The sequence below is a fragment of the Amycolatopsis stemonae genome, from assembly GCF_054781455.1.
In genome coordinates this window covers 1-23,053 of the sequence record NZ_BAAGUJ010000005.1, presented here as the reverse complement: position 1 = coordinate 23,053, position 23,053 = coordinate 1, and the positions used below count along the sequence as shown (strand labels likewise).

Annotated in this window: 23 protein-coding genes; 8 read left to right on the top strand and 15 right to left on the bottom strand. The window is 71.1% G+C overall.

What is annotated here, in order from left to right:
- Nucleotides 1-40: 40 nt before the first annotated feature.
- From ACYVLJ_RS19265 to ACYVLJ_RS19255, 3 genes are all read left to right on the top strand, one after another.
- Nucleotides 41-814 carry a maleylpyruvate isomerase family mycothiol-dependent enzyme gene (locus ACYVLJ_RS19265; RefSeq protein ID WP_460439642.1) on the top strand — a complete coding sequence of 258 codons (774 nt, stop codon included), beginning with the start codon at nucleotides 41-43 and terminating at the stop codon, nucleotides 812-814.
- Nucleotides 815-1,068: 254 nt separating this feature from the next.
- Nucleotides 1,069-1,560 (top strand): TFIIB-type zinc ribbon-containing protein, encoded by a 492-nt coding sequence (locus ACYVLJ_RS19260; RefSeq protein WP_460439641.1) that lies wholly within the window; start codon nucleotides 1,069-1,071, stop codon nucleotides 1,558-1,560.
- A 61-nt stretch (nucleotides 1,561-1,621) separates the two neighbouring features.
- Nucleotides 1,622-2,128: a hypothetical protein gene (locus ACYVLJ_RS19255; RefSeq protein ID WP_460439640.1), complete on the top strand. Its 507-nt coding sequence runs from the start codon at nucleotides 1,622-1,624 to the stop codon at nucleotides 2,126-2,128.
- Here the strand turns inward: ACYVLJ_RS19255 and ACYVLJ_RS19250 are convergent.
- On the bottom strand, nucleotides 2,086-3,123 hold the full coding sequence (locus tag ACYVLJ_RS19250; RefSeq protein ID WP_460439639.1) for a GlxA family transcriptional regulator: 1,038 nt from the start codon (nucleotides 3,121-3,123) through the stop codon (nucleotides 2,086-2,088). The two genes, ACYVLJ_RS19255 and ACYVLJ_RS19250, sit on opposite strands and share 43 nt — an antisense overlap.
- 20 nt (nucleotides 3,124-3,143) lie before the next feature.
- On the opposite strand from ACYVLJ_RS19250, the gene ACYVLJ_RS19245 reads away from it, so the two are divergent.
- The 4 genes from ACYVLJ_RS19245 to ACYVLJ_RS19230 all read left to right on the top strand — a co-directional run bounded on the left by ACYVLJ_RS19245 (nucleotide 3,144) and on the right by ACYVLJ_RS19230 (nucleotide 5,807).
- Nucleotides 3,144-3,989, top strand: a complete 846-nt coding sequence (locus tag ACYVLJ_RS19245; protein ID WP_460439638.1) for a dienelactone hydrolase family protein — start codon at nucleotides 3,144-3,146, stop codon at nucleotides 3,987-3,989.
- Nucleotides 3,990-4,077: 88 nt separating this feature from the next.
- The gene (locus ACYVLJ_RS19240; protein WP_460439637.1) at nucleotides 4,078-4,539 is read left to right on the top strand and encodes a DUF6228 family protein; all 462 of its coding nucleotides are present in this window, start codon (nucleotides 4,078-4,080) and stop codon (nucleotides 4,537-4,539) included.
- Between the two features lie 195 nt (nucleotides 4,540-4,734).
- Nucleotides 4,735-5,202, top strand: coding sequence for a peptide-methionine (R)-S-oxide reductase (gene msrB, locus ACYVLJ_RS19235; RefSeq protein ID WP_460439636.1), 468 nt, complete (start codon nucleotides 4,735-4,737; stop codon nucleotides 5,200-5,202).
- Nucleotides 5,203-5,228: 26 nt separating this feature from the next.
- Nucleotides 5,229-5,807, top strand: coding sequence for an MOSC domain-containing protein (locus tag ACYVLJ_RS19230; protein WP_460439635.1), 579 nt, complete (start codon nucleotides 5,229-5,231; stop codon nucleotides 5,805-5,807).
- A 158-nt stretch (nucleotides 5,808-5,965) separates the two neighbouring features.
- On the opposite strand, the gene ACYVLJ_RS19225 is transcribed toward ACYVLJ_RS19230, so the two are convergent.
- The 3 genes from ACYVLJ_RS19225 to ACYVLJ_RS19215 all read right to left on the bottom strand — a co-directional run bounded on the left by ACYVLJ_RS19225 (nucleotide 5,966) and on the right by ACYVLJ_RS19215 (nucleotide 8,952).
- Nucleotides 5,966-6,340, bottom strand: a complete 375-nt coding sequence (locus ACYVLJ_RS19225) for an STAS domain-containing protein (protein WP_451985671.1) — start codon at nucleotides 6,338-6,340, stop codon at nucleotides 5,966-5,968.
- Between the two features lie 112 nt (nucleotides 6,341-6,452).
- Nucleotides 6,453-7,826, bottom strand: coding sequence for a cation:dicarboxylase symporter family transporter (dctA, locus tag ACYVLJ_RS19220; protein WP_460439634.1), 1,374 nt, complete (start codon nucleotides 7,824-7,826; stop codon nucleotides 6,453-6,455).
- Nucleotides 7,827-7,839: 13 nt separating this feature from the next.
- Nucleotides 7,840-8,952, bottom strand: a complete 1,113-nt coding sequence (locus ACYVLJ_RS19215; protein WP_460439633.1) for a 2-methylaconitate cis-trans isomerase PrpF family protein — start codon at nucleotides 8,950-8,952, stop codon at nucleotides 7,840-7,842.
- A gap of 132 nt (nucleotides 8,953-9,084) precedes the next feature.
- Between ACYVLJ_RS19215 and ACYVLJ_RS19210 the strand changes: the two genes are divergently transcribed.
- Entirely contained in the window at nucleotides 9,085-9,990 is a 906-nt protein-coding gene (locus ACYVLJ_RS19210; protein WP_451985677.1) for a LysR family transcriptional regulator, read from the top strand.
- A 270-nt stretch (nucleotides 9,991-10,260) separates the two neighbouring features.
- Here ACYVLJ_RS19210 and ACYVLJ_RS19205 read toward each other — a convergent pair whose 3' ends face one another.
- The 11 genes from ACYVLJ_RS19205 to ACYVLJ_RS19155 form a co-directional block, all read right to left on the bottom strand.
- Nucleotides 10,261-11,004 carry a Rossmann-fold NAD(P)-binding domain-containing protein gene (locus ACYVLJ_RS19205; protein WP_460439632.1) on the bottom strand — a complete coding sequence of 248 codons (744 nt, stop codon included), beginning with the start codon at nucleotides 11,002-11,004 and terminating at the stop codon, nucleotides 10,261-10,263.
- A 69-nt stretch (nucleotides 11,005-11,073) separates the two neighbouring features.
- Nucleotides 11,074-12,480: a dihydrolipoyl dehydrogenase family protein gene (locus ACYVLJ_RS19200; RefSeq protein ID WP_451985681.1), complete on the bottom strand. Its 1,407-nt coding sequence runs from the start codon at nucleotides 12,478-12,480 to the stop codon at nucleotides 11,074-11,076.
- Between the two features lies 1 nt (nucleotide 12,481).
- The gene (locus ACYVLJ_RS19195; RefSeq protein ID WP_451985683.1) at nucleotides 12,482-13,045 is read right to left on the bottom strand and encodes a hypothetical protein; all 564 of its coding nucleotides are present in this window, start codon (nucleotides 13,043-13,045) and stop codon (nucleotides 12,482-12,484) included.
- 94 nt (nucleotides 13,046-13,139) lie between these two features.
- The gene (locus ACYVLJ_RS19190) at nucleotides 13,140-15,428 is read right to left on the bottom strand and encodes a hydantoinase B/oxoprolinase family protein (RefSeq protein WP_460439631.1); all 2,289 of its coding nucleotides are present in this window, start codon (nucleotides 15,426-15,428) and stop codon (nucleotides 13,140-13,142) included.
- A gap of 7 nt (nucleotides 15,429-15,435) precedes the next feature.
- Nucleotides 15,436-17,538 carry a hydantoinase/oxoprolinase family protein gene (locus tag ACYVLJ_RS19185; protein WP_460439630.1) on the bottom strand — a complete coding sequence of 701 codons (2,103 nt, stop codon included), beginning with the start codon at nucleotides 17,536-17,538 and terminating at the stop codon, nucleotides 15,436-15,438.
- Nucleotides 17,539-17,558: 20 nt separating this feature from the next.
- On the bottom strand, nucleotides 17,559-19,133 hold the full coding sequence (locus ACYVLJ_RS19180) for an FAD-dependent monooxygenase (RefSeq protein WP_460439629.1): 1,575 nt from the start codon (nucleotides 19,131-19,133) through the stop codon (nucleotides 17,559-17,561).
- Nucleotides 19,130-19,873 carry an alpha/beta fold hydrolase gene (locus ACYVLJ_RS19175; RefSeq protein ID WP_460439628.1) on the bottom strand — a complete coding sequence of 248 codons (744 nt, stop codon included), beginning with the start codon at nucleotides 19,871-19,873 and terminating at the stop codon, nucleotides 19,130-19,132. The genes ACYVLJ_RS19180 and ACYVLJ_RS19175 overlap by 4 nt, the downstream gene beginning before the upstream one ends.
- Before the next feature lie 38 nt (nucleotides 19,874-19,911).
- Nucleotides 19,912-20,532, bottom strand: a complete 621-nt coding sequence (locus ACYVLJ_RS19170) for a cysteine hydrolase family protein (protein ID WP_460439627.1) — start codon at nucleotides 20,530-20,532, stop codon at nucleotides 19,912-19,914.
- Nucleotides 20,529-21,845, bottom strand: a complete 1,317-nt coding sequence (locus ACYVLJ_RS19165) for an MFS transporter (RefSeq protein ID WP_460439626.1) — start codon at nucleotides 21,843-21,845, stop codon at nucleotides 20,529-20,531. Before ACYVLJ_RS19165 ends, ACYVLJ_RS19170 begins: the two co-directional genes overlap by 4 nt.
- 140 nt (nucleotides 21,846-21,985) lie before the next feature.
- The gene (locus tag ACYVLJ_RS19160; protein WP_460439625.1) at nucleotides 21,986-22,810 is read right to left on the bottom strand and encodes a Rossmann-fold NAD(P)-binding domain-containing protein; all 825 of its coding nucleotides are present in this window, start codon (nucleotides 22,808-22,810) and stop codon (nucleotides 21,986-21,988) included.
- Nucleotides 22,811-22,826: 16 nt separating this feature from the next.
- Nucleotides 22,827-23,053: hypothetical protein (locus ACYVLJ_RS19155; protein ID WP_460439624.1), on the bottom strand; the 227-nt coding region annotated here is incomplete at its 5' end.

Here is a 23,053-nt window from a genome sequence, read left to right as displayed (position 1 = left end):
TCGCTACCCGGCACCAGGAGCGCCGTGATACACCACCGACGTGCACAACAGTGTGGAGTTCTCCGAGGTGCTGCGGCTGATCGACGACCGCGCGGCCGCGTTCCGCGCCGCGATCGCGACCGCCGCCGACCTCGACGTCCAGGTCCCGACCTGCCCGGACTGGACGCTGCGCGAACTGGCGCAGCACATCGGCGACGGCCGCCGCCGCCAGGCCGTCATCGTCGCGGCGGGCCCGGGCGCCGAGCCCCCGGCGAAGACGGACCCCAAGGGCGCCCCGACCGCACCACGCGACCGCGGCGCACTGGACGTCTGGCTCGCCGAGTCGACCGAACTCATGCTCGACGCAGTGCGCGCGGCCGGCCCGGACCGCGGCTGCTGGACCTGGTGGGACCGCTCGCAGTCGCCGCAGACCAGCGCAGCCGTGGCCCGGCACCAGCTGCAGGAAATCGCCGTCCACACCTACGACGCCCAGCTCACCCAGGGCGCCGCGCTGCCACTGCCGACGGCCGTCGCGGTCGATGGCATCGACGAGTTCCTGAGGACAGTCTCGGCAACGACGGTCCCCTGGCCATACGCGCCGGCGACCATCGACGTACACGCAACCGAGGGCGGCGCCTGGCGCCTGACCCTCAACGCAGACGGCGTCCGCTGCGACGACCTCGCCGACGGCGCCGAGCCGGGCGACACAGCGATGCGAGGGTCAGCGAGCGAACTGGTCCTCTGCTTCTACGAGCGCTTCCCTCTCGACGGCTTGGAAATCACCGGCGATACGGAGCTGGTGAAGCAACTCGGGGCCTGGGAACCGGACGCGTAACCATGCGATGCAGCGGTCAGATCTGCAAGCACCATTGGCCGCGGTATCACGCCGCTCGTCGGCACGCACCCATGTCGACGGGCGGATGGGCTCGTCTGCGTCCCGTAGCAGATCCGGCAGGTCGGTTCGGCGTCCGCGGCGCCGCGGGTCCTCACGCAGCGCTTCCTGAAGGTGGTTGGCTCAGCCCGCCATGTGTGGCTGAGTCGCGGAAAATTGGCGTGCGTTGAGACGGAGCCGGTGGGCACAATTGCGCTATGAACGCCAAGGCACCAATGTGGCAAAGGCAATTTGCCGATCCCGGCGTAACGCTGTATGCCTTGGCCGAGACCGCCGTCCACGTGGTGTGCCCGGCATGCGGGGGCCGCGCTGAGGTGGTGCCGTGGCTTGATGGGCGAGCGCGCAGCCCCTACTCGAGCAGGTGGCCTCGACGGCTGGTGTGCCGCTCCTGTGGCCACGTCAGGAACTGGCCTGGCGAGGCGAAGCACGCGATCTCATGCTGGGGCGGTCCGGTTGATCCGTACTTCCGTCAACCGCTGTGGCTGCGAGCGAATTGCTGCGGGAACCAGACCCTGTGGGCGTTCAACGAACGCCACCTGGACATCTTGGAAAGCTACGTCGGCGCCCGGCTCCGCGAACGCGGCGAACGTCCCGGGATGACCATGGTGGCCCGGCTTCCGGCATGGCTCAAATCGGCCAAGCACCGCACCGAGATCCTGCGAGTCATCGAGCGGCTGCGAGCGATGTGACTGCACTCCCACAGCAGTAATCGGATGACGACGGGCTGCGCGTCCGGTCACAATGCCGGACGTGCGACTCACCTGGACGATCAAGCACCACGGCTGGGCCCTCTGCACTGTCGAGGACGAGCACACCAGCGCCGAGGCGTTCGCGTCCTACGTCACCGATGGTCCCGAGCAGCTGCTGAGGGCCGTCGCCGGGATCATTCTCCACGAGACCCGCACCAAGGCCGAGTTCGAGGCCGAACCCACCGTGTACCGCTGGTCGTTCCATCGTCGCGTGAGCACGGTCTCGATCCGCCTCGTCGAAGCAGCCGACTGGAAGACACCCGAGCACGAGGGAAGGCTGCTCTGGCAAAGTGAACAGTCGACGACCAGGCTCGCCAGAACCGTGCTCAGGGCCTTCGACACCGTCGCCCACGACCTGGGAGAAGACGGCTACCGGACCAGCTGGGGTCGCCCGTTTCCCCGGCACGAACTGGAAGGCCTCCGGAGGGCCTGGCGCGGAACAGTCCAGCCCGTCCGTTCCGTGCGTCAGGAGGTGGGTTCGCCGGGTGGCCTGAACATCGCGCGGTAGTCGCGCGGCCGGTGCCCGGTCAGGCGGGTGAAGATCGTGCTGAACGCCCCGGGATCGCGATAGCCAACTTCGGCCGCGATGCCGGCGACCGTCCGCTCCGTGGTCTCGAGCAGGTGTTTCGCCCTGCGCACCCGCTCCCCTTGCAGGTAGCCGAGCGGGGTCTGGCCCGTTTCGGCGCGGAACCGCCGCAGGAGGCTTCGGGTGCTGACGTGAAAGGTCGCGGCGAGCAGCCCGAGGTCGTAGCGCTCGCGCATGTTCTGGTCCAGCCACCGTTTGACACCTTGGGAGAACCGGCTTCCGGTGGCCGGCAACAAGTCCGCGTCGACGTACGGGGCCTGGCTGGGCCGGGCGTCGTCGACGAGCGCCATGCGCGCGGTGGCGCGGGCGACGCGGCTGCCGTAGTGCTCGCGGATGAGGCCGAGGGCGAAGTCGTACATCGCGCTGAACGCGCCGGTCGTGGTCACGCCGCTGTCGGTGACCACCAGTTTCTCCGGTCTGACGTCGGTACCGGGGCAACGGGCGGCCAGCCGGTCGGCGAACAGCCACGACGTCGTCGACGCTCGCCCGTCGAGCAGGCCGGCCTCCGCCAGCAGGAACGCGCCGACGCAGATCGAAACCAGCGCGACTCCCGACCGCGAGCCGGCTCTGATGGTTTCGATCTCCGGCTTGAGCGACGCGAGGGTCGCGTCCAGGTCGAGTCCGGGGTGCAGCTCGAACCCCGGTACGACGAGGACGTCGACCCGCCGCACCGGCCCGACCGTGATCGGCACGGCGCCGGAGGCGACCACGCGCCGCCGCGGCGACAGGATCGACACGTCGTACGGCGGATCCTCGGGCGCGGCGATGTGTGAGGCCATGGTGAGGAGGTCGGGAACCCCGAAGACCTCCGACGCGAAGCATCCCGGATAGGCGAGCACACCGACCCGAAGCGGAGCCACCATGGTGGCGAGATTACCCGTACATCTGGCGATCTCGCCACTGGCCGAACCGGCCACCCCAGCTCCACGATGCCGCTATGGCGATTACCGAACCGCAAAAGGACGACGCTCTCGTCGACTTCTCGAAGCGGCATTTCGAGGTCGGCGGCATCGGCAAGACCGTCTACGTCGGCGGGTCCGGCCCGGCGGTCGTGCTGATGCCGGAAATGCCCGGCATCAGCCCGGACCTCCTCCGGTTCGCGCGCTGGATCCGAGACGCGGGATTCACGGTCTACGTTCCGTCCCTGTTCGGCGCCGACGGCGCCTACCCCACCGCCGACGACGGGCAGAAGGTCGTCCGCCGTGCCTGCGTCAGCGCCGAATTCCGCGCGTTCGCCGGTGGCGGCACGAGCCCGATCACGGCCTGGCTCCGCGGGTTGGCGAGGACGGCGCTGACCGAGTGCGGCGGGCCAGGTGTGGGGGCAATCGGGCTGTGCTTCACCGGCAACTTCGCGCTCACCATGACCCTTGAACCGGCCGTGATCGCGCCGGTGGTCAACCATCCTTCGCTGCCGTTGGACGACCCCGGCGGGCTGGAGCTCAGCGACGAGGACGCAGCGATGGTGCGCGAGCGCATCGAGCGTGACGGGTTGAAGGTGCTGGCCTACCGCTTCGACAACGACCGGTGGTGCACCGGCCGGCGGTTCGCGGCCTATCAGAGACTGCTGGGCGACGCGTTCGACGGACGCGTCATCCCGGGCGAGACGGCCAACCCCGAGCCGCCCCCGTTCTTCCGCGACGTCGTCGGCTGCCCCCATAGCGTCGTCACGGCCCACCTCGTCGACCGGCAGGGCCACCCCACGCTGCGCGCCAGAGACGAGATCCTGGCGTTCCTGACCGAGCGGCTCGGCCACGACGATCCGCAGGAGCAGGAAACGCATTGACGCTCACGAGCCGACTGCGACTACCGTGTGCGGTGTGATCACACGGTGTCCCCACGGCTGGTTGCTCCCGGGGCAAGAGCTGACCTGTTTGGACGATGCCGAGGTCGTCCTCCGGTGCGAGCGCAACCCGTCGGTGTCCGTACGTTTCGCCGAACGGCATGCGGCGGCGGACCGCAGGATGTTTTTCGTCGTGGCTGCGCAGGCACCCAACCTGGACGCCCGGGTGGAGGGGGTCACCAACTTCGTGGCGGGCCGAGGTCTCGTTCGTTTTCTTGGCAGCCTCGACTTCCGCGGCTCGCAAGGCGAGCGGCGCTGGGTCAATGCCGATCGCGACCTGGAGGTCAGCGCGAAGTTCGAGTCCGGAGGACATGTTGCGCTGACGTGGACGCTGCGGCCGTGGCGTTCTGCTCATGGTGGTTGGGACGTCAAGGTCGTGACCCGGCTGGAGGCCGGTGCGGCGAAGGATGATCTGGTCGCCGAACTCGACGTTTTCCTGACTGCGGAAGGGTTCCCCGTCGACTACTACGAGAGTGACAACGAGTTCACTTGACCCGAGGGCGCCGGCATAGTCCCGCTCGGACCGCACAGTCCACGCAGGCGAGCGTGTTCAGCCAATCCTTAAGAAAGAATGACACGGCCGCCCAGCGGAATAGGGCGGGTACGCCGCACGTCTATACCGCTGCACGTCCAGGTGCGTTTCACCTGGTGCCCCAGCTTCGCGCCGCAAGGCGGGGAAGGGAGAGCTGTGCCCCAGCAGGCCAACTACCACAAGAATCCGGACGCCGTCTCGCGGCTGGATCCGGAGCAGTACCGCGTGACCCAGCAGGACGGCACCGAACGTCCCTTCGCGAACGCGTACTGGGACAACCACGAGCCGGGCATCTACGTCGACGTCGTGTCGGGCGAGCCGCTGTTCGCCTCGGTCGACAAGTACGACAGCCGGTCCGGGTGGCCGAGCTTCACCAAGCCGATCGTCAAGGCGAACGTCGTCGAGCGGGAAGACTTCAGCCACGGGATGATCCGGGCCGAGGTCCGGTCGCTGCACGGGGACAGCCACCTCGGCCACGTCTTCGACGATGGCCCGCTCGACAAGGGGGGCATGCGCTACTGCATCAACTCCGCGTCGTTGCGGTTCGTCCACCTCGACGACCTGGACGAGGCGGGCTACGGCGACTACCGCACCCTGTTCACCAACGACACCGACGGCAAGTGAGGTCACCGGCGCGTTCGAGGAGAGCCATGCAGGAACCGCACGAGACCCCGGTGGAGATCGTCGCGCTGCAGGTCTCCTCCGAGCACGCCTTCGAAGGCCGTCCGGCGGACGGCCCGCGGCCCGACCCGAAACCCGTCGAGCGCGCCGAGGTGACCGTGCGCGCCGGGCTCGGGCTCGTCGGTGACCGGTACTTCAACCAGGCCGCCCACCGCCGGGCCGCCGTCACCCTCTTCGCCGCCGAGTCGCTCGACGTGCTCGCGAGCGACCTCGGCCTCGCCGCCGTGCCGGACCCGCACCTGCCGCGACGCAACATCGTCGTGCGCGGGTTTCCCGTAGACGAGCTGGCCGGAACCGGCGCCGTCTTCGGCCTCGACTCCGGCGCGGGCGAAGTCCGGTTCCAGGCCTACCGCCCGGCCCACCCGTGCGCCTGGATGGACGTGGTGCTGGCGCCCGGCGCGTTCCGCGGGCTGCGCGGGCGCGGCGGCGTGCGCTGCGCCCCGCTGGACGACGGAGTCCTGCGGGTCGGCCCCGCGACCCTCACCGTGGTGCACCCGGGTGCACCGAATCCGCGACCGCGACGGCCGTCGAAGCCCCTTCGGCCTTGACAGTCCTGGAGGTCGCCCACGGCTTCGATCGGGTCGTCCACATCTGCAGGTGGCGGCCGTCGGCTGCGCTTCGCTTTCGCGGCATTCGGCGACCCCGATGAAGCCGCTGTGCACGACGAAGACGCGGTGGATCGGGTTTGCCCGACGTGAGCCCCTTCTCAGCAGGCCGACGCCGGCTCGTCCGGCGCGAGCGCGGCGGCCAGGGTGGAGTGCACGCGAAGCCCGCCGGGCAGCTCGAGGAACCTGAGCAGGTCGGCGAAGGGATCGGCGACGACCACGCTGAAGACGGTGCTCGACGCGGCCGCCCGCCGCTGCAGCGCCTCGAGCGCACGCAGGCCGGTCGCGGCGAGGATCGTCACGCCGCTGAAGTCCGCGATGATCGCCGACGTGTCCGCGGCGAAGACTTCGTCGAGGTGTTCGTGCACCACGCGAACTGTGTTCGTGTTCAGGTCTCCGGCGACGGTCAGCACCCGGACCCCGTCGAGCTCGTGCACCTCGACGCTGATGTTCGGATACTTCGCCGGTCCTGCCACGTCTCAGTCGTACTTTCCGAACATGGACGCGGGATCGCCGCCGGATGGGCGTCCGATGGACGGCGACCGGGCTCACGAGCCGCTCGGCGCGGACCCGTGAGCCCCGGCGACGTCAGCGACCCACGGGCACCGGCTCGCGCACCGGGCTCGGGGGTGCCGCCACGGCCGGAGCGGGCACGAACGGCACCTCGCCACGCAGGACCGCCCGTGCGCGCGCGACATCGAGCTGGTTGTCCCAGCGCGCGACGGCCAGCGTCGCGACGCCGTTGCCGACCAAGCTGGTCAGCGCCCGGGCCTCGGACATGAACCGGTCGATGCCGAAGATGAGGGCGAGCGCGGCGACCGGTACGTGCGGGATGGCGCTGAGCGTGGCGGCCAGTGCGACGAACCCGGAGCCGGTGACCCCCGCGGCACCCTTCGACGTCAGGAGCATGACCGCGAGCATGGTCAGCTGCTGGACGAAGCCGAGGTGGATGCCGAGGGCCTGGGCGAGGAAGACGCCACCCATGGTCAGGTAGATCGCCGTGCCGTCGAGGTTGAAGGAGTACCCCGCGGGCAGGGTGATGCCGACGACCGGCTTCGCCGCGCCGGCGTGCTCCAGTTTGGCCATCATGCGCGGCAGGACCGGCTCGGTGGACGACGTGCCCAGGACGATGAGCAGCTCTTCCTTGATGTACCGCAGGAACGGCAGCAGCCGGAGCCCGTTGAGCCGCATGACCGAGCCGAGGACGAGCAGGACGAACACCAGCGACGTCGCCCAGAAGGACCCGACCAGCAGCGCGAGGTGGCGCAGCGTGCCCAGCCCGTAGTTGCCGATGGTGAAGGCCATCGAGCCGAAGGCGCCGATCGGGGCCAGCCGCATGACCCACCGGATGATCGTGAACAGCACGCCGGAGAACTTCTCGACCCCGCGGGCCACGCCCGCGCCGGCCTCACCGGAGGCGTGCAGGCCGAACCCGAACAGGACGGAGACCAGCAGCACCGGCAGGATCTCCTTGCCGGTCAACGCACTCACCAGGGTCGCCGGGATGGTGCCGAGCAGGAAGTCGGCGAAACTCTCGTGGGTCTGGGCGGTGACCGCCGGCAGGTGCTGGGTGGACAGCGTGGAGACGTCGACGTGCAGGCCGCTGCCGGGCCGGACGAAGTTGACCACGACCAGCCCGATCACGAGGGCGATCGTGGTCAGGACCTCGAAGTAGATCAACGCCTTCACGCTGACCCGGCCGACGGCGCGGGCGTTGCCCATCGTGGCGATCCCGTGCACGACCGTGCAGAAGATGATCGGCGCGATCATCATCTTGACCAGTGCGATGAATGCGTCCCCGAGCGGCTTGAGCCCGGCACCGAACGAGGGCCACAACCAGCCCACGGCGGCGCCGAGCAGCACCCCGACCAGGCACTGGACGTAGAGGTGGGACAGCAGCCGCCGGACGCGGCTACCGGAGGGGGGAGGGACAGGGCCCATGGCGGCGGCGTTGCGGCGCATGGCGGTTTCCTTTCTACAGCGGCGCGGGGACCGGAACGTGGAGTTCCGCGCGAGCGATGCGCCGGGCGGCCCGCCGCAGCAGCACCGTGGCCGACGACGGGGAGTCCCCGGGCACCATCCGGGTGGTGAGCACGCCGGCGGGTGTGCCGAGGCGCAGTGTGCCGCCGGCGGTCGGCCGGGCAGCGCGGTGGGCGAGGGTGCCGGGGGTGGCGGCGGCGGTGGTCAGCGCGACCGCGGAGGTCAGGCCGATCGCCGGGTGGGGCGCGTGCATGGAGACCATGCGCACGGCCAGGTCGTAGGAATCCGCGTCGACCTCGATGCCGTGGGTCGTGCGGTAGGCGACCGGAGGCGCGACGACACCGACCTTGGGCACGGCGTGGCTGACCGGGTCGCCCGGCCGGGCCAGTCCCATGGCGAGCGCCGCCTCCCGGCGCAGCGGCGTCAGCACGGGCACCGCGTCCGCGAAGCGCGCCAAGGGCTCGGAGCCGTCGAGGCCGAAAGCCTTGGCCTCGAACAGCGCGGCCGGCGCCCCGGCGTCCACAAGCGACACTTCGAAGGCGCTATCCGGTCCCGCCAGGGTGTCGATCGGGCGGCCGGTGGGCAGCGCGGCACCGGTCGTCGAGCCTGCCGGGTCCTCGAAGCCCAGCAGCACCGGCACCCCGCGTGCCGCGGTTCCGGGCACCGTTGCCTCGCCTTCGTCCGGCGCGACGCCGCCGGGCGTCGGGATGGTGCCGGTGAGCCGCGCGCCGGTGTTGGCGTTGACCATCCGGACGGTGGTGCTCGGCGTGCCGAGGGTGACGAGGCCGTGGTGGACCGCGTAGAGCGCCACCGCGGTGGCGCAGTTGCCGCAGTTGCCGGCCCATTCGACCCGCTCGTCGCCGATGCCCACCTGCGCGAAGGCGTACTCGATGTCGGTACCCGGTTCGGCCGAGGTCCGCACGATCGCGGCCTTGGACGTGGTCGAGGAAGCGCCGCCGACACCGTCGATCTGCCGGGGGTCGGCCGCGTTGAACGCCGCGCGCAGCAGGACATCGACATCCACCTCGGCCGCGGCGACGTCGTCGTGGCCGAAAATCCAGCACTTGCTGGTTCCTCCGCGGATCATTTCACCCCGCAGACTCAGCACGGCGGACTCCTCTGGGGATTCGGGCGGACCTCCTGTCCGCCGGTGCGTTCCACCATCGATGACCGGAGCGTGAAGTACAATCTCGGAAATCTGCAGGGGCATTAACCTGAAGTGAACGGTGGCGGTGCGGCGATGCTGGACGTCCGACGGGTGCTCCTGCTGGCCGAGGTGTCCCGGCACGGCTCGGTGACCGCGACCGCCCGTGCGCTCAACTACACCCCGTCAGCGGTATCGCAGCAGGTCAGCCGCCTGGAGGCCGAGGCCCGCCAGCCGCTGCTGGAACGTCACGCCCGCGGCGTCACGCTCACCGACGCCGGCCGCGCGCTCGTGGAGCGGGCGGAGCGCATCGAGCGCGAACTCACCGCGGCCGAGAACGAGCTCGCCGACTTCGCCGGGTTGCGCGCGGGCACGCTGCGGGTCGGCACGTTCCCGACTGTCGGCGCCTCCCTGCTCCCGCCGGCGGTGATCGCCTTCAAGGAAGCACACCCGGATGTCCGGCTCACCGTGCGCGGCAGCCGCCTCGCCGGGTTGTGGCGGATGCTGGAGAACCGCGAGATCGAGCTGTCCCTGATGTGGGACTACGACTGGTGCCGCGTCGACCGGGACGACGCCACCGTCATCCCGCTGCTCGACGACCCGCCCGCGCTCCTGGTGAGTGACCGGCACCCGCTCGCCCACCGCCGAAGCGCCTCGCTCGCCCAGCTCGCCGGCGACGCCTGGATCACGCGCGCCGAGAACCACCCGGTGGCCGAGGCGCTGACCCGCAGCTGCCGCGCCGTCGGCTTCGAACCCCAGATCGCCTACGAGGCCCACGACTACCAGGAGGCCCAGGCCATGGTCGCCGCCGGCATCGGGGTCGCGCTCGCCCCGACCCTGGCCCTGGACGGCGTCCGCCCCGGCGTCAAGGTCCTGCCCTTGCGGCCGCGCACAGCCGTGCGCCGGATCCTCCTCGTCCGGTTGACCGACCACGCACTGACGCACGCCGCCCAGGCGTTCGCCGACCTCCTGCACCGCAGCGCCGCGTCTCGCGGTGCATGAGCGCAGGATCCGAACGGATCCAAGTCCCCAACGCCCCTGCCAGGGCGGGAATAGCCGCTTGTCCCGGCCGGTTGCACCCACTGGTCGATGCGTCGCGTGTCCCCCGGGCTCACCCCTTTGCCCTCGCGGAATTCCGTTCGGCTGGAGCCGCGTCGCGCCACTTGCCGAGAGGCGAACCGGGCGCGTCGACCCTGTGCGGGCGATGGCCCGTCCACCAGGCTCCGGTGGACGGGCCATCCTCATGTCGGGGGTAGGCCTCGCAGCGTGCTCTCACGGCATCCCGGCGAACGGGTCGAACGAGCGGGGCGCGCCGGCGAGGGCGGCCTTGGCCTCGATCGCCATCGCGTCGGCGAGGATCTCGATCTCTCCGGCTTCGATTCCGTCGAGCGCGGCCCCGACGTTGTCCGCCGGGTCGCTGAGGAGCCCCTCCGGCAGCGTCCCGGCTCCGAGGGTGGTCTCCGCGTAGGCCTTCATCGTCGGAGTCGCGGCCATGCCGATCATCACCGTGCTCACCAGGGTCCCCTGGCCGGCCAGCTCGAGGCGGAGCGCGTTGGTGAGCCCCCACTGGGCGGCCTTGCTGGCGGCGTAGGCGTTCGCACCGTCGTAGCTCGTCCAGGCCATGACCGACAGGACGTTGAGGATGGCGCCACCACCGTTGCCGGCGAGGACGGGAGCGAAGGCCCGCGCCATGGCGAGGGTGCCGTAGAAGTTGGTGTCCATCGTGGCGCGGATCGTGTCCAGGTCGCCGTCGACGAGATTCACTCCCGGCGATACCGCGGCGTTGTTCACGAGCAGATCGACGTCGCCGGCGCGGGCCGCCGCGGCGGCGACCGACGCGGGATCCGAGATGTCGAGCCGCAGCACCTCCGCTCCCGGGAGCTCGACGAGCTCCGGGCGGCGCGCGGTGGCGTACACCTTCGCGGCGCCCCGTTCGATCAGCTGCTCGACGAAGTGGCGGCCGTGCCCACCACCGCCGGCACCCGTGACGAGGGCGGTGGCTCCGTGCAGTTTCATGATTCTCCAGGCGGAAGGTGTGCCGGTGCCCCGCCGGGTCGCGGCGGGGCCGGGCACCGGCCGGGTGGGTCAGCGGCCGTAGGCTTCGAGCAGCCGCAGCCACACTTCGCTGACGGTGGGGAAAGCCGGGACCGCGTGCCAGAGCCGGTCGATCGGCACCTCGCCGGCGATCGCGATCGTCGCCGCGTGGATCATCTCCGCGACGTCCGGGCCGACGAGGGTGAAGCCGACGAGCACCTTGCGGTCCTCGTCGACGACCATCCGGGCGTGGCCGCGGTAGCCCTCGGCGTGCAGGGAGGACCCGGCGGTGGCGGCCAGGTCGTAGTCGACGACGCGGGTGCGCAGCCCGGCGGCCTCGGCCTTGGCCGCGGTCAGGCCCACCGACGCGACTTCCGGCTCGGTGAAGACCACCTGCGGCACCGCGCGCTCGTCGGCGGTGGCCGCGTGCCTGCCCCACGGAGCGTCGTCGACCGGCTCGCCCTTCGCGCGGGCCACGATCACGTCGCCCACCACGCGGGCCTGGTACTTTCCCTGGTGCGTAAGCAGAACGCGGCGGTTCACATCACCGGCCGCGTACAGCCAGTCGTTGACCCGCATCGTGTCGTCGACCGTCAGCCAGGACCCCGGCTTCAGGCCGACGTGCTCCAGTCCGAGGTCCTGGGTGTTCGGCGTGCGACCGATCGCGACGAGCAGTTCGTCGGCTTCGATCTGCTCGCCGTCGGTGAGCGTGATCGAGACCGTGCCGTCGTCATTGCGCTTGACGGACCCGGCTTCGGCGCCGACGCGGACCGAAACTCCCTTGTCCTGCAACGACGCCGTCACGTGCTCACCGACGAACGGCTCGTTCAGGTGCAGCACGCCGTCGCGGGCCAGCATCGTCACCGACGAGCCCAGCTGGCTGAACGCGGTCGCCATCTCCGAGGCCACCACCCCGCCGCCGATGATGGCGAGGCGGGCCGGGACCTCTTTCGCCGCAACGGTTTCGCGGCTCGTCCACGGCTTCGCGTCGCGCAGCCCCTCGATGTCCGGGACCAGCGCGCCGCTGCCGGTGGCGACGACGACGGCGTGCCGCGCGGTCACCGTCGTGGTGGTGCCGTCGGCGGCGGTCACCTCGACGACCCGCTCGCCGGCGATCCGGCCGTGTCCGCGCAGCAGTGGGACACCGACCGAGTCGAGCCAGGACACCTGGCCCTCGTCGTTCCAGTTCGAAGCAAAGGAGTCGCGACGGCGCAGCACCGCGGCCACGTCCAGGTCGCCGGTGACGGCTTCCCGCGCACCGGGCACCTGCCGGGCGGCGCGCAGAGCCGCGCCACTGCGCAGCAGGGCCTTGGTCGGCATGCACGCCCAGTAGGAGCACTCACCGCCGACCAGTTCCCGCTCGACGATCGCGGCGGTCAGGCCGCCCTGCACCACCCGGTCGGCCACGTTCTCCCCGACCGGGCCGGCCCCGATGACGACGACGTCGTAGGTCGACATGTCAATTCCCCTTCGCGGCGCGGCCGAGCCGGATCGCCGAGACGAGGAAGAAGATGCCGCCGAGCACGGCGTAACCGGCCACACTGGACAGCGCGGGGTTCGCCGCGGAGGCGCTGATGACGAAGTTGGCCCCGGCCAGCACCGAGATACCGCCACTGAGGATCATCGGCCACTGGCCGCCCATCCTGCGGCGGGAAAGGCCGACGACCAGCTGGACCAGCCCGGCCACGATCGCCCAGGCACCCCACACCCGCAGCACCGCCGGGATGCCCGACGCGGCGGCGACGCCGATGCCGATGGTGGCGAGCAGGCTGATCGCCATGTTCACGTACAGCCCGGTGACCGAACCGTTCCCCTTCGCCGACCGGGCGTCCACGATGGCCGCCCCGACGTCGAACAGCGGGTAGACGACGACCAAGGCGACCCCGGCCGCCCCCAGACCCGACTTGGTGGTCAGGAACACCAAGACCGCCCACACGATGGCGAACGCGAACCGCACGAAGTACAACCGGCGCAGCGCCGGAGCGAACCCACCTACGGCGGGCGAGTCGACAGTAGTCACCATGATCCCTTTCGCAAGACCGAACGTTCTATCTCACCTCAGCATGGCCGCCAGCTCGCTCAGTGTCAAGACCGAACGTTCTATCCGAAGTCTTACGTCAGGCCCAGCGGCGGTAATCGTCGGCCGGCAGCGGGTGGTCCACCGGCACCACCCGCGAATGCACGGCGGTCAGGCAGCCCGGGCAGAACAGCTGGCGGAACACGACTTCCGCGTCGACGTACTCGAGCGGGTCGTGCCAGATGTGCGGCCCCGCTTCGGTCGGCGCCGCGTCCCGGCGGGCCAGCGAAGCGACGTACGCGCCCCCTTCCAGGGGCCCGATCTCGGTTCCACAGTGGACACAGGCCACCGTTCCACTGGCCAGTACCACCAGGTTGTCGTCGAGCCGGCGCACCTCCCCCAGGTCCGGGGTGCCGATCGGCTCCAGGGCGGCACCGGGCGAACGGCGGCGTCGCAGTTTCTCGCGCACCTCGCCGGTCGCGGTCACGTCCACCTCGCCGGCGCGGAGCACGACGCCGTAGACGTCCCGCGCGGCCTCGGCCGACACCCGGACCTGCGCGACGTCGTCGCGGACGCTCTCGGGCGAGCGCAGCAGCGGGTCGCCGTAGCCGCCCCCGGCCTGCCAGTGCAGGTAGAGCGCGTCCCCTGGCCCGAGGTCCGACTCCCCCTCGCAGGGCAGCACCTCGATCTCCCCGCCCAGCTCGCCCAGGTCGGCGGGGATGGTGACGGCCTGGGCGAGCTGGGGTTCGCGGATCCCGCGCACGACGAGGTCGAGCTGGGAGTTGCCGGGATAACCCCCGGCCAGGCCGACGTTCTGGTTCGCGACCTTGCCGGTCCCGGAGACGACCAGTGACAGGGTCCCCGTCTGGTCGGGGTGCTGGACGTAGCAGACCGAGCCGCTCATCCCGCCCCGCTGCCGCCCCGGCCCGCCGGAGTCGGTCTGCTCGCGCCGCCACAGCGCGACGAGCGGGTAGAGGTACTCGGTCATCTCGACGTCCGGCGCCCGCGCGGCGGGGATGATCAACCGGCCGCCGGTGTCGACGCCGTCGTGGTACACCTGCGCGCCGTAACCGCCCGCCATCACGTCGAAGATGGGTGACACGAACCCCTTGCCGCCCCCGCCGCGAACGTCCACTCCGGACACCACGCAGAGGTCCGTGGTGCCGTTGCAGATCGACTGCACGTCGGTGCGGTGATCCGGTTCCGCGTCCAGCATCTTAGCCAGCACCTCGGCGACCAGGTTGCCCGAACCCCAGGCCGGGCCGAACGGTCCCTTGCCCACCGCGGCCGGGAAGGACGCGTTGGTGATGGTGTCCTCGTCGGTGATGATCTCGAAGCAGCGCATCAGCCCGCCCGCCGCCCACGGGATGTCCCCCGCCAGCAACGGAAGCATCGTGAACACGATCCCCGCGCGCAGGCCCGGGTAGGGGCAGTTGATGATGCCGGTCTGTTCCGCGGTGCCGCGGAAGTCGAAGACGAGCTTGTCGGCTTCCTTCGTCATCGCGACCTTGATCGCGTGCAGGCCGCGGTCACCCGTCCGCGACTGCTCCTGGTAGCCGACCGCGGACCAGGTCCCGTCGGGCAGCGTTTCGAGCTTCGCGCGCAACCGGCGTTCGGCGTCGTCCATCATCCGGCGCATCACCGACTTGACCGTGTCGGCGCCGTACTTGGTGATGAGCCGCAGGATCTGCTCGGCCGCGTTCTTGTTGGCGGCGATCTTGGCGCGCAGGTCGAGGCCCACCAGGTGCGGCAGCCGCGAGCGGCGGACCCACGCGTCGGCGATGTCGCGCTGCAGCACGCCGCCGCGGACCACCTTCATCGGCGGCGTCGGGACGGCCTCGCCGAAGACGTCCTGCGCGGACGGGCTGAACGAACCCGGCCGCGGTCCGCCGAGGTCGACCTGGTGCGCGATCGCCGTCGTCCAGCCGAAGAGCTTGCCGTCGTGGAAGATCGGCGCCAGGATCGCGGCGTCGTTCTGGTGCAGGCCGCCGCCGATCCAGGGGTCGTTGCACAGGAACATGTCGCCCTCGGCGATGCCGGGGTTGTCGCTGCGGTTGCGCAGCGTCCAGGTGATGGCCAGGTCCATCGAGCCGATCAGGCCGATGTTGTACGTGCCGACCTGGACCTGCTCGCCGAGCTCGTCGCAGATGGAGAAGTTGAAGTCGTTGGACTCGGTGACGACGTGCGAGCCCGACATCCGCCGCAGCGTCTCCCCCATCTCCTGGGTGATCGCCCAGAGCCGGTGCCGCACGACTTCGTAGGTCAGCGCGTCGACGTCGGCGTCGCCGACCTGGTGCAGCGGCAAGGAAGGCGAGATCTGCCGCAGCAGCTCTTCACGCGGCATCGGGCGGCTGGTGAACTCGTCCGCACCGGGAATTTTCGAAGTCATGGTTTCCTCACTGGTAGCGCAGCACGAGGTTGCCGAGGCGGTCGACGCGGCCGGTGACCCCGGCGGGGACCACGACCACCGTGGTCGGGACGTCCACAATGGCCGGGCCGACGAGCTCGTGGCCCGCGCGCAGCCGCGCGTAGTCGTAAATGGGAGTCAGCACGTAGCCGGTCTGTGAGTCGAGGCAGACCGAGCGTTCGCCGAGCAGGGCCTCCCGCGGATCCGAGTCGGAAGCGACCGGGATTTCCGGCAACGCGATCGGGAAGCCGAGACCGGCCTTGGCCCGCATCCGGTAGGTGATCGCCTGCACGCCGGCCTCGCGGTAACCGGCGCCGCTGCCGTTGATGCGCTCGTACTGCTCCTCGAAGCGCTCGAGGATCTCGTCGCCGGTGCGCTCGGTGAACTGCGCGTCCGGGACGGCCGTGGCGAGTTCGGTGACCTGCATGGAGTACCGCAGGTCGATCTCGCGGTGCAGCGAGACGTCCTGGAACTTCACCTTCTGCCGGTCCAGCGCGCGCTGCAGATCGGCTTCCAACCGCGCGAAGTGGGACTCGAGCACCGCGGGACCGACCGGGAAGGCGGACGGGTCGGACAGCTCCGTGCTCAACGCGACGTCCGAGGCCGCGAGCCCGTAGGCCGAGAAGGCGGACGCGACCGGCCCGAGCGGCACGACGACCTCGCTCACGCCGAGGTCCTGGCAGTACCCGGCGCAGTGCGCGGGCCCCGCTCCCCCGAACGCATAGGCGACGAAGTCCCGCGGGTCGTAGCCGGCCTGCACGACCGACCGGCGCAGCAGGTCGCCCGCCTGGGCGTTCTGCACCTCGTGAATCGCGATGGCGGCTTCCTCGACGGTGAGGCCGAGCGGTTCGGCGACGTGCTCGCGGATCGCCTCCCGGGCCAGGTCGAGCCGCAGCGGCTTGCGGCCGCCGAGCAGCCCGCGCTCGCTGAGGATGCCGAGCACGAGGTTGGCGTCGGTGTTCGTGGGCCGGGTGCCGCCGTTGCCGTAGCAGGCCGGGCCGGGGACCGCTTCGGCGCTCTGCGGACCCAGCCGCAGGTTGCCGCCCTCGTCGACCGACGCGAGCGCGCCGCCGCCGGACCCGATGGTGTGCACGCGGATCGTCGCCGCGTTGATCGGGAACTGGTTGACGATGGAGCCCGGCGCCATCACCGGCTCGCCGTCGACGATCAGTCCCGCGAGGAACGTCGTGCCGCCGACGTCGGTGGTGATGACGTTGCGGTGCCCCAGCTGTTCGGCCAGGCGCAGCCCGCCGATCACCCCGCCGGACAGCACGGACCCCACCGTGGTGATGGCGTGCTCCGGCGCGCGGTCGGCGGTGATCGTGCCGCCTTCGCTCTGCATGACCAGCAGCGGCCCCTTGAGCCCGCCGTCCTCCAGCTGCTTCTGCAGCGGCAGCAGGTAAGTCCGCAGCCGCGGGCCGACCTGGGCGTTCATGATCGTCGTGGACGTCCGCGCGAACTCGCGGATGCGCGGACTGACCTCCGAGGACAGCGTGACGTACATGTCCGGCGCGATCTCGTGCACCAGCTCGCGGACGCGCTGCTCGTGGACACCGTTCTTGAACGACCACAGCAGACAGACCGCGATCGCCTCGACCCCTTGGTCCACCAGGGACTGTGCGACCCGGCGGACCTCGGCTTCGTCGAGGGGCACCAGGACCTTCCCGGCGTGGTCGATCCGCTCGGTGACCTCCAGGGCCCGGTACTTCGGGATCAGCGGCGCGGGCTTGCGCTGCCGCAGCGTGTCCTGGATTTCGTGGGCCGAGCGGCCGAGGGTGCGGCCTTCGGCGTTCATGATGTAGATCGCGTCCCGGTGGCCCTGCGTGGCGATCAGCCCGACGTCGGCGACCTGGCCCTGCACCAGGGCGTTGATCGACGCCGTCGTGCCGTGGGCGATGTAGTCGGTCTGCGACAGCAGCTCGCCGACGCCGATGCCGAGCTCGGCGGCGAGGTCCTCGATCGCGCGCAGGACGCCGGCCTCGCGGTTCGGCGGGGTCGTCGGCGTCTTGGCCGACACGATCCGCCCGGCGCCGTCGGAGGCGACCGCGTCGGTGAACGTGCCGCCGACGTCGATGCCCAGTGCGTATGGCATTGCGTATCTCCTGGTGTCCGTTACCGCCGGGCGGTGGCTGTCTGGAGGACCTCGCCGGGACTGGCCTCGGCGCCGCCCATCCAGGCGACGTGCTGGTCCGGGCGCACGAGCAGCAGCTCGGCGGGGTACCGGCCGGGCACGTCGACGACGGTGAGCGGGATCGCGAGGTCGCGGGCGGCGAGGGTCCACGGCGTCACGGCGGCGCCCGGGTCCGTGCGCAGCAGGGTGAAGCCGGAGCCGAGGACGTCGAACACCGGCCGGCCGTCGTCGAGCCGGACGTGCGGCAGCCGGAACCCGGGCCGCGCGCGATCCTGGTAGCCGCCCATGGTGATCTCGGCGTGGTCCTCGCCGCCGAGCACCAGCGGCGAGCCCGCGTAGTGGTAGCCGAAGCTGAAGCCGTCGGGCGAGTACCGCCGTGGCTCGGTCTCGGCCAGCCGCGCGGCGAGCTCCGCGCGGGCCCGCTCGCCTTCGGGCCCGGCCAGGTGGATGTCCGGCGAGACGTCCGCGAACGATGTCCGGGCCTGCGCGCCCACCGCGGCGGCGAACTGCTCGCCGACCGGCTTGCGCTCGAGTTCGTAGGCGTCCAGCAGTTCCGGGGGCGCCCACCCGTGGTGGACGGCGGCGAGCATCCAGCCCAGCGTCGCCGCGTCCTGGATGCCCGCGTTCATCCCGAACCCGCCGACGGGGATCCAGATGTGGGCGGCGTCCCCGGCCAGGAACACGCGACCGGTGCGGTACCGCTGGGCGACCAGCCGACGTCCGGTCCAGCGGACCACGCCGAGCACCTCGTGCTCGACCGGCCGGCCCACCGACTCCCGCAGCAGCTGTTCCGGGTCCTCGCCCTCGGTGTCGTGATCGGGTGGGAAGGCGACGTGGTTGAGCCACAGTTCCTGGCCGTCGATGGCGATCAGCGACGCGATCCGGCGGCCGTAGGTCCAGTACGTCCAGGCCCGGTCCTTCGCGGCGAGCCGGCCCAGCTCGGGCGAGCGGACGAAGGTCGACACGAACCGCTGGATCGCGTCGACGCCTTCGTACCGGATGCCCAGCCGGCGCCGGACGGTGCTGTGGGCGCCGTCGCAGCCGACGACGTAGGCGTACCGCCGGGTGCGCGTCTGGCCGCCGGACTCCACGACGGCCTCGACGTGGTCGTCATGCTGCCGCAGTTCCACCAGCCGGGTGCCGCGTTCGAGGGTCAGGCCGGGGAGCTTGCGCGCGTGGTTCTCCAGAATGGGTTCGAGGTACATCTGGGAGATCCGGTGCTGCGGTTCCGGGGTGGGCCAGCCGTCTTGGCCCACGCCCGCCAGGACGTCTTGCGCGGACGGCAGGTCGATGCGGTAGATCGCCTCGCCGTCCAGCGTCGTCCGGTACTGGATCGACGTCGGGTAGTCCCCGGGCAGCCCGGCCCGGCGGATCTCGCCGGCCAGCCCGAGCCGCCGGAAGATCTCCATCGAGCGCGCGGACGTCGTGTTGCACCGCGGGTTGACGGGCCGCTCGCCGGTCGCCTCGACGACGTGGCAGGGCACGCCGCGCTGGGCGAGGTCGATGGCGAGGGTCAGGCCGGCGGGACCGGCGCCGACGATCAGGATTCCGGTCATGCGCTCAGGAACTCCCCTACCAGCTTGGTGAACTCGTCCGGCCGGTCGACGTGGATCCAGTGCCCGGCGCCGGCCACGACGTGCAGGCGCCCGTGGGGCAGCACGTCGGCCAGACGCTCGGAGACCGCGACCGGCTGGACCCGGTCGCGCTCGCCGTGCAGGGCGAGCACGGGCGCGGTGATCTTGGTGAGGTCGACCGGCGGCGGGCCGCCCACGACGTCGGCGAACATCGAGCGGAACGCCGCCTCCGCGCCCGGGCGCAGGGCTTGCTTGAGCCGAAGCTCGGTCAGTTCATCGAGGAGTCCTTCGTGGACGCTCTCGTCGGCGACCAGCCGGCCGAGGGTGGCCCGCATGGACCTGCGGGTCGGGTTGTCGTAGAAGGGAACCGTCGTGGGCATCGGGCCCGTGCCCGCCCCGCCCATGACGACCGCGCGCTCGACCCGATCGGGTGCCACGGACAGCAGGGCCAGCGCCGCGGCCCCGCCCGCGGCGGAGTTGCCGACCACGTGCACGCGGTCCAGCCCGTGGCGGTCGAGGAGGTCGAGGACCTGCCGGGCGCGGGCGAGTGCCCACGCCCGAGGCCCGGTGAGCCCGCCGGACCCGGCGATCTGCGTGCCGAACCCGAGCAAGTCGGGCGCCAGGCAGCGGAACCCGCCGTCGAACCCGGCCCACACGCTCGCCCAGTTGCTCGCGGCGTCCACGCCGGGCCCGCCGCCGTGCAGCAACACCAGGGCAGGCACGTCCGTCCTCCTTTGTGGATCGTACGTCGGGTCGCCGGTCACGGCAGCCGCGACAGGAACTCGTCGGTGCCGAGCAGCCGTGACGAAGTCAGCGCCATCACCCGCAGGGCAGCCAGGTGCATTTCGGCCGCGGACATGGGACCGGCCCCGAGGTCCGGGTAGTCGCAGGACGCGCACGCGTCGGACAGCACCACCGACCGGAACCCGCGTTCCAGGGCGCCGCGGGCCGTGCCTAACACGCAGCACTCCGTCGTCATCCCGGTGAGGACCACCGTCTCGACACCGAGTCCGCGCAGGATGATCTCCAGGTCGGTGGCGTAGAAGGAGTTGTACCGGTGCTTCTTGACCACCGGTTCGCCCGGCCGTGGCGCGAGGTCGGGGTGGATCTCCCCGCCGCGCTCGCCGTCCACGAGGGCATCCCCCGCGGCCACCGGCGGATACAGCTCGCGGTGGATCCCCTGGTCGACGCCGCCGGGCCGGTGGACGTGCGCGGCGTAGACGACCGGCATGCCCCGGCCGCGCGCGGCGTCCAGGGCCCGCTGGATGGCGGGGATGACCCGCCTGCCCTCGGGGAACTCCAGCGGCGCGCCTTCTTCGACGAAGTCGTTCTGCATGTCGATGACCAGCACGGCGGTGCGGTCCGGGGCGAACTCGGTCATGCGTCCGCCACCGCGCTTTCGACCGGCCGGTCCGTGGTGGTCCGGGCGGCGCGCCCGAACCGGGCGAGCAGGAGCGTCGCGACGGCGCCGATGACGCCGGGGATCGCGAAGAAGCGGAACATCGAGGCCGGTGCCCAGCCCGCCTGCAGCAGGAACCCGGCGAGCAGCGGGGCCAGGACGGCACCGAGCCTGCTCACCGCGACCGCCATGCCGAGCGCGGTCGCGCGGGCTTCGGCCGGGTACAGGCCCGGCACGATGACGTTGATCCCGGTGACCGTCCCGTTGAGGAACAACCCGACGAGCACCGCGACGACCAGGGCGATCGCCAGCGTCCCGAGGGAGAAGGAGAACAGGATGAGGGTGAGGGCGCCGATGCCGAAGTAGGCCGCGGTCAGGCGGCGCGGGCCGAACTTGGAGACCAGCAGGCCCAGCAGGACCGCGCCCGTCACGCCGCCGAGGCTCAGCAGGACACCTCCGCTGATGCCCTGTCCGCTGGACATCCCGGCCTTCAGCAGCAGGCTCGGCGTCCACGAACTGGCGAAGTAGAACATCAGCTGCGCCGAGACGAAAGCGACCCAGACCAGCACGGTCCGCACCGCGTTGCTTCCGCGGAACAGCGAGTCGAGGACGACCTTGCGCGTCGTCGCGGCCGACGGCACCGCGGGCAGCTCACTGACCGGGGTGCGGCCCATCGAGACGAGAATCCGGTTGAGCTTGTCCAGCGCCCGGGCCGGACGGCGGGCGACGAGGAAGTCCATCGACTCCGGCAGGAACCGCAGGGCCACGGCGAAGAGGACCGCCGTGACGAGGGCGCCGAACACGAAGACCGAGCGCCAGCCGAACGCGCCCAGCAGCACGCTCGACGCGATTCCGGCGATCACCGAACCCAGGCCGTAGCCGGTGGTGATCAGCGCGACCACCAGTCCCCGGCGCCGGTGGTTCGCGTACTCGGAGGTGAGCACCGGCAGGCTGGCCGCCATCGCACCCACGGCCGCGCCCGTCACCACCCGGCAGGCGAGCAACTGGCCGAAGTCCTGTGCCGCCGCGGCGGCGAGCATGCCCAGCGACGCCAGGGCGAGACAGGCGAGGGTGAGCGAGCGGCGCCCGACGCGGTCGGCCAGCGGGGCGAGGAAGAGCCCGCCGACGGCCATGCCGGCCAGCCCGCCGCTGAGCAGCACGCCCACCGCCGACGGGGACAAGCTCCACTGCCGGGTGATCACCGGGCCGACGTAGGAGGTGACCAGGAGGTCGAACCCGTCGATCAGGTTGATGACGAGGCACAGCGCGACCGCTCGCACCTGGGCGCGGCTCATCGGTGAGTTCTTCACCTGTTCAAGGACGTTCAAGGGAAACCTCGCTTCGTTGCGGCGGCCGGTTACGTCCCCCCGGGGAAGCTCTGTATGTAGCGCTCACTCTACAACTCGACCGACCGGTTGGCGAGGCCCACCGGAAATCAGTTCGGCGGGCGGCGCGGCAAGCCGAAGCTCTTGGCGAGCACCACATCCATGGCCCGGGCCGGCAGCACCCGGCTCAGCGCCACCAGCGAGTGCGCGTCGGCCCCGACCTGGTAACGCGGCCGCGGGCGCTTCGCCGTGAGCGCGCGTTCGACGACCGCGGCGACCCGTTCCGGTGCTCCGGCACGCGATTCCACCTTCCTGCTGAACTCCAGGAACGTGTCCATTGCGGAACCGTAGTGACGCTCCGCGGTCTCGCCCATCGTCACGCGGTCGGCCTCCGCCGCGGTCTCGGTGCTCGCGCGGTTCCGCGACTGGAAACTGCCGGGCTCGACGACCACCACGGGCACGTTCCACGGCCGCAGTTCCCGGCGCAACGAGTCCGAAAGCGCCTCGACGGCGAACTTCGAGGCGCTGTAGGCGCCGAGGAGCGGGATCGCGACCCGGCCGCTCGAGGAACTGATCATCACGATCCGCCCCCGTCCGGCGCGGACCGCCGGCAGGAAAGCCTGGCACACGGCCACGACTCCCACCACGTTGACCTCGAACTGCGCCCGCAACCGGTCGAGCGGAATGTGCTCCACCGGAGCGGAAACCGTGACTCCGGCGTTGTTGACCAGGCCGCGCAACGGGCCGATGTCCTTCGCCACCGCGGCCAGCCGGTCCACATCGGTCACATCGAGCGCCACCGGCCGGATGCGGGGGTGGGCCGGAGCGTCGGCGATCTTCCGCACCCCGGCGACGACGTCGTGTCCGCGCTCGGCGAGCCGGACGGCGATCGCCCGCCCGATCCCGCTGGACGTCCCGGTCACCAGAAAAGTCATGGGTCATCTCCTGAATTCAGTGCTCAGTCGGGTTGGATCCACGACACCTGGATGAGCTGCTTGTCATGACCATGCCCGGTGCCGCGATCTCCTTGAGCTTGCCGATGATCGGGTCGTACATCGCCTTGGACGCGCCACCGGTGCGGCGCACGACGACCAGGTGCAGGCCGACGTCCTTGGCCTGGGGCAGGAAGTCGGAGATCTTCCGCAGCGGGTTGTTGCTGGAGGTGGCGACCAGGTCGT

Bases quoted from the DNA above. Each gene is read 5' to 3' on its own strand.
- ACYVLJ_RS19260 (WP_460439641.1), top strand. From the start codon at position 1,069: ATGAACGCCAAGGCACCAATGTGGCAAAGGCAATTTGCCGATCCCGGC.
- ACYVLJ_RS19245 (WP_460439638.1), top strand. From the start codon at position 3,144: ATGGCGATTACCGAACCGCAAAAGGACGACGCTCTCGTCGACTTCTCG.
- ACYVLJ_RS19230 (WP_460439635.1), top strand. From the start codon at position 5,229: ATGCAGGAACCGCACGAGACCCCGGTGGAGATCGTCGCGCTGCAGGTC.
- dctA (WP_460439634.1), bottom strand. From the start codon at position 7,826: ATGCGCCGCAACGCCGCCGCCATGGGCCCTGTCCCTCCCCCCTCCGGT.
- ACYVLJ_RS19210 (WP_451985677.1), top strand. From the start codon at position 9,085: ATGCTGGACGTCCGACGGGTGCTCCTGCTGGCCGAGGTGTCCCGGCAC.
- ACYVLJ_RS19205 (WP_460439632.1), bottom strand. From the start codon at position 11,004: ATGAAACTGCACGGAGCCACCGCCCTCGTCACGGGTGCCGGCGGTGGT.
- ACYVLJ_RS19200 (WP_451985681.1), bottom strand. From the start codon at position 12,480: ATGTCGACCTACGACGTCGTCGTCATCGGGGCCGGCCCGGTCGGGGAG.
- ACYVLJ_RS19195 (WP_451985683.1), bottom strand. From the start codon at position 13,045: ATGGTGACTACTGTCGACTCGCCCGCCGTAGGTGGGTTCGCTCCGGCG.
- ACYVLJ_RS19190 (WP_460439631.1), bottom strand. From the start codon at position 15,428: ATGACTTCGAAAATTCCCGGTGCGGACGAGTTCACCAGCCGCCCGATG.
- ACYVLJ_RS19185 (WP_460439630.1), bottom strand. From the start codon at position 17,538: ATGCCATACGCACTGGGCATCGACGTCGGCGGCACGTTCACCGACGCG.
- ACYVLJ_RS19180 (WP_460439629.1), bottom strand. From the start codon at position 19,133: ATGACCGGAATCCTGATCGTCGGCGCCGGTCCCGCCGGCCTGACCCTC.
- ACYVLJ_RS19170 (WP_460439627.1), bottom strand. From the start codon at position 20,532: ATGACCGAGTTCGCCCCGGACCGCACCGCCGTGCTGGTCATCGACATG.
- ACYVLJ_RS19165 (WP_460439626.1), bottom strand. From the start codon at position 21,845: ATGAGCCGCGCCCAGGTGCGAGCGGTCGCGCTGTGCCTCGTCATCAAC.
- ACYVLJ_RS19160 (WP_460439625.1), bottom strand. From the start codon at position 22,810: ATGACTTTTCTGGTGACCGGGACGTCCAGCGGGATCGGGCGGGCGATC.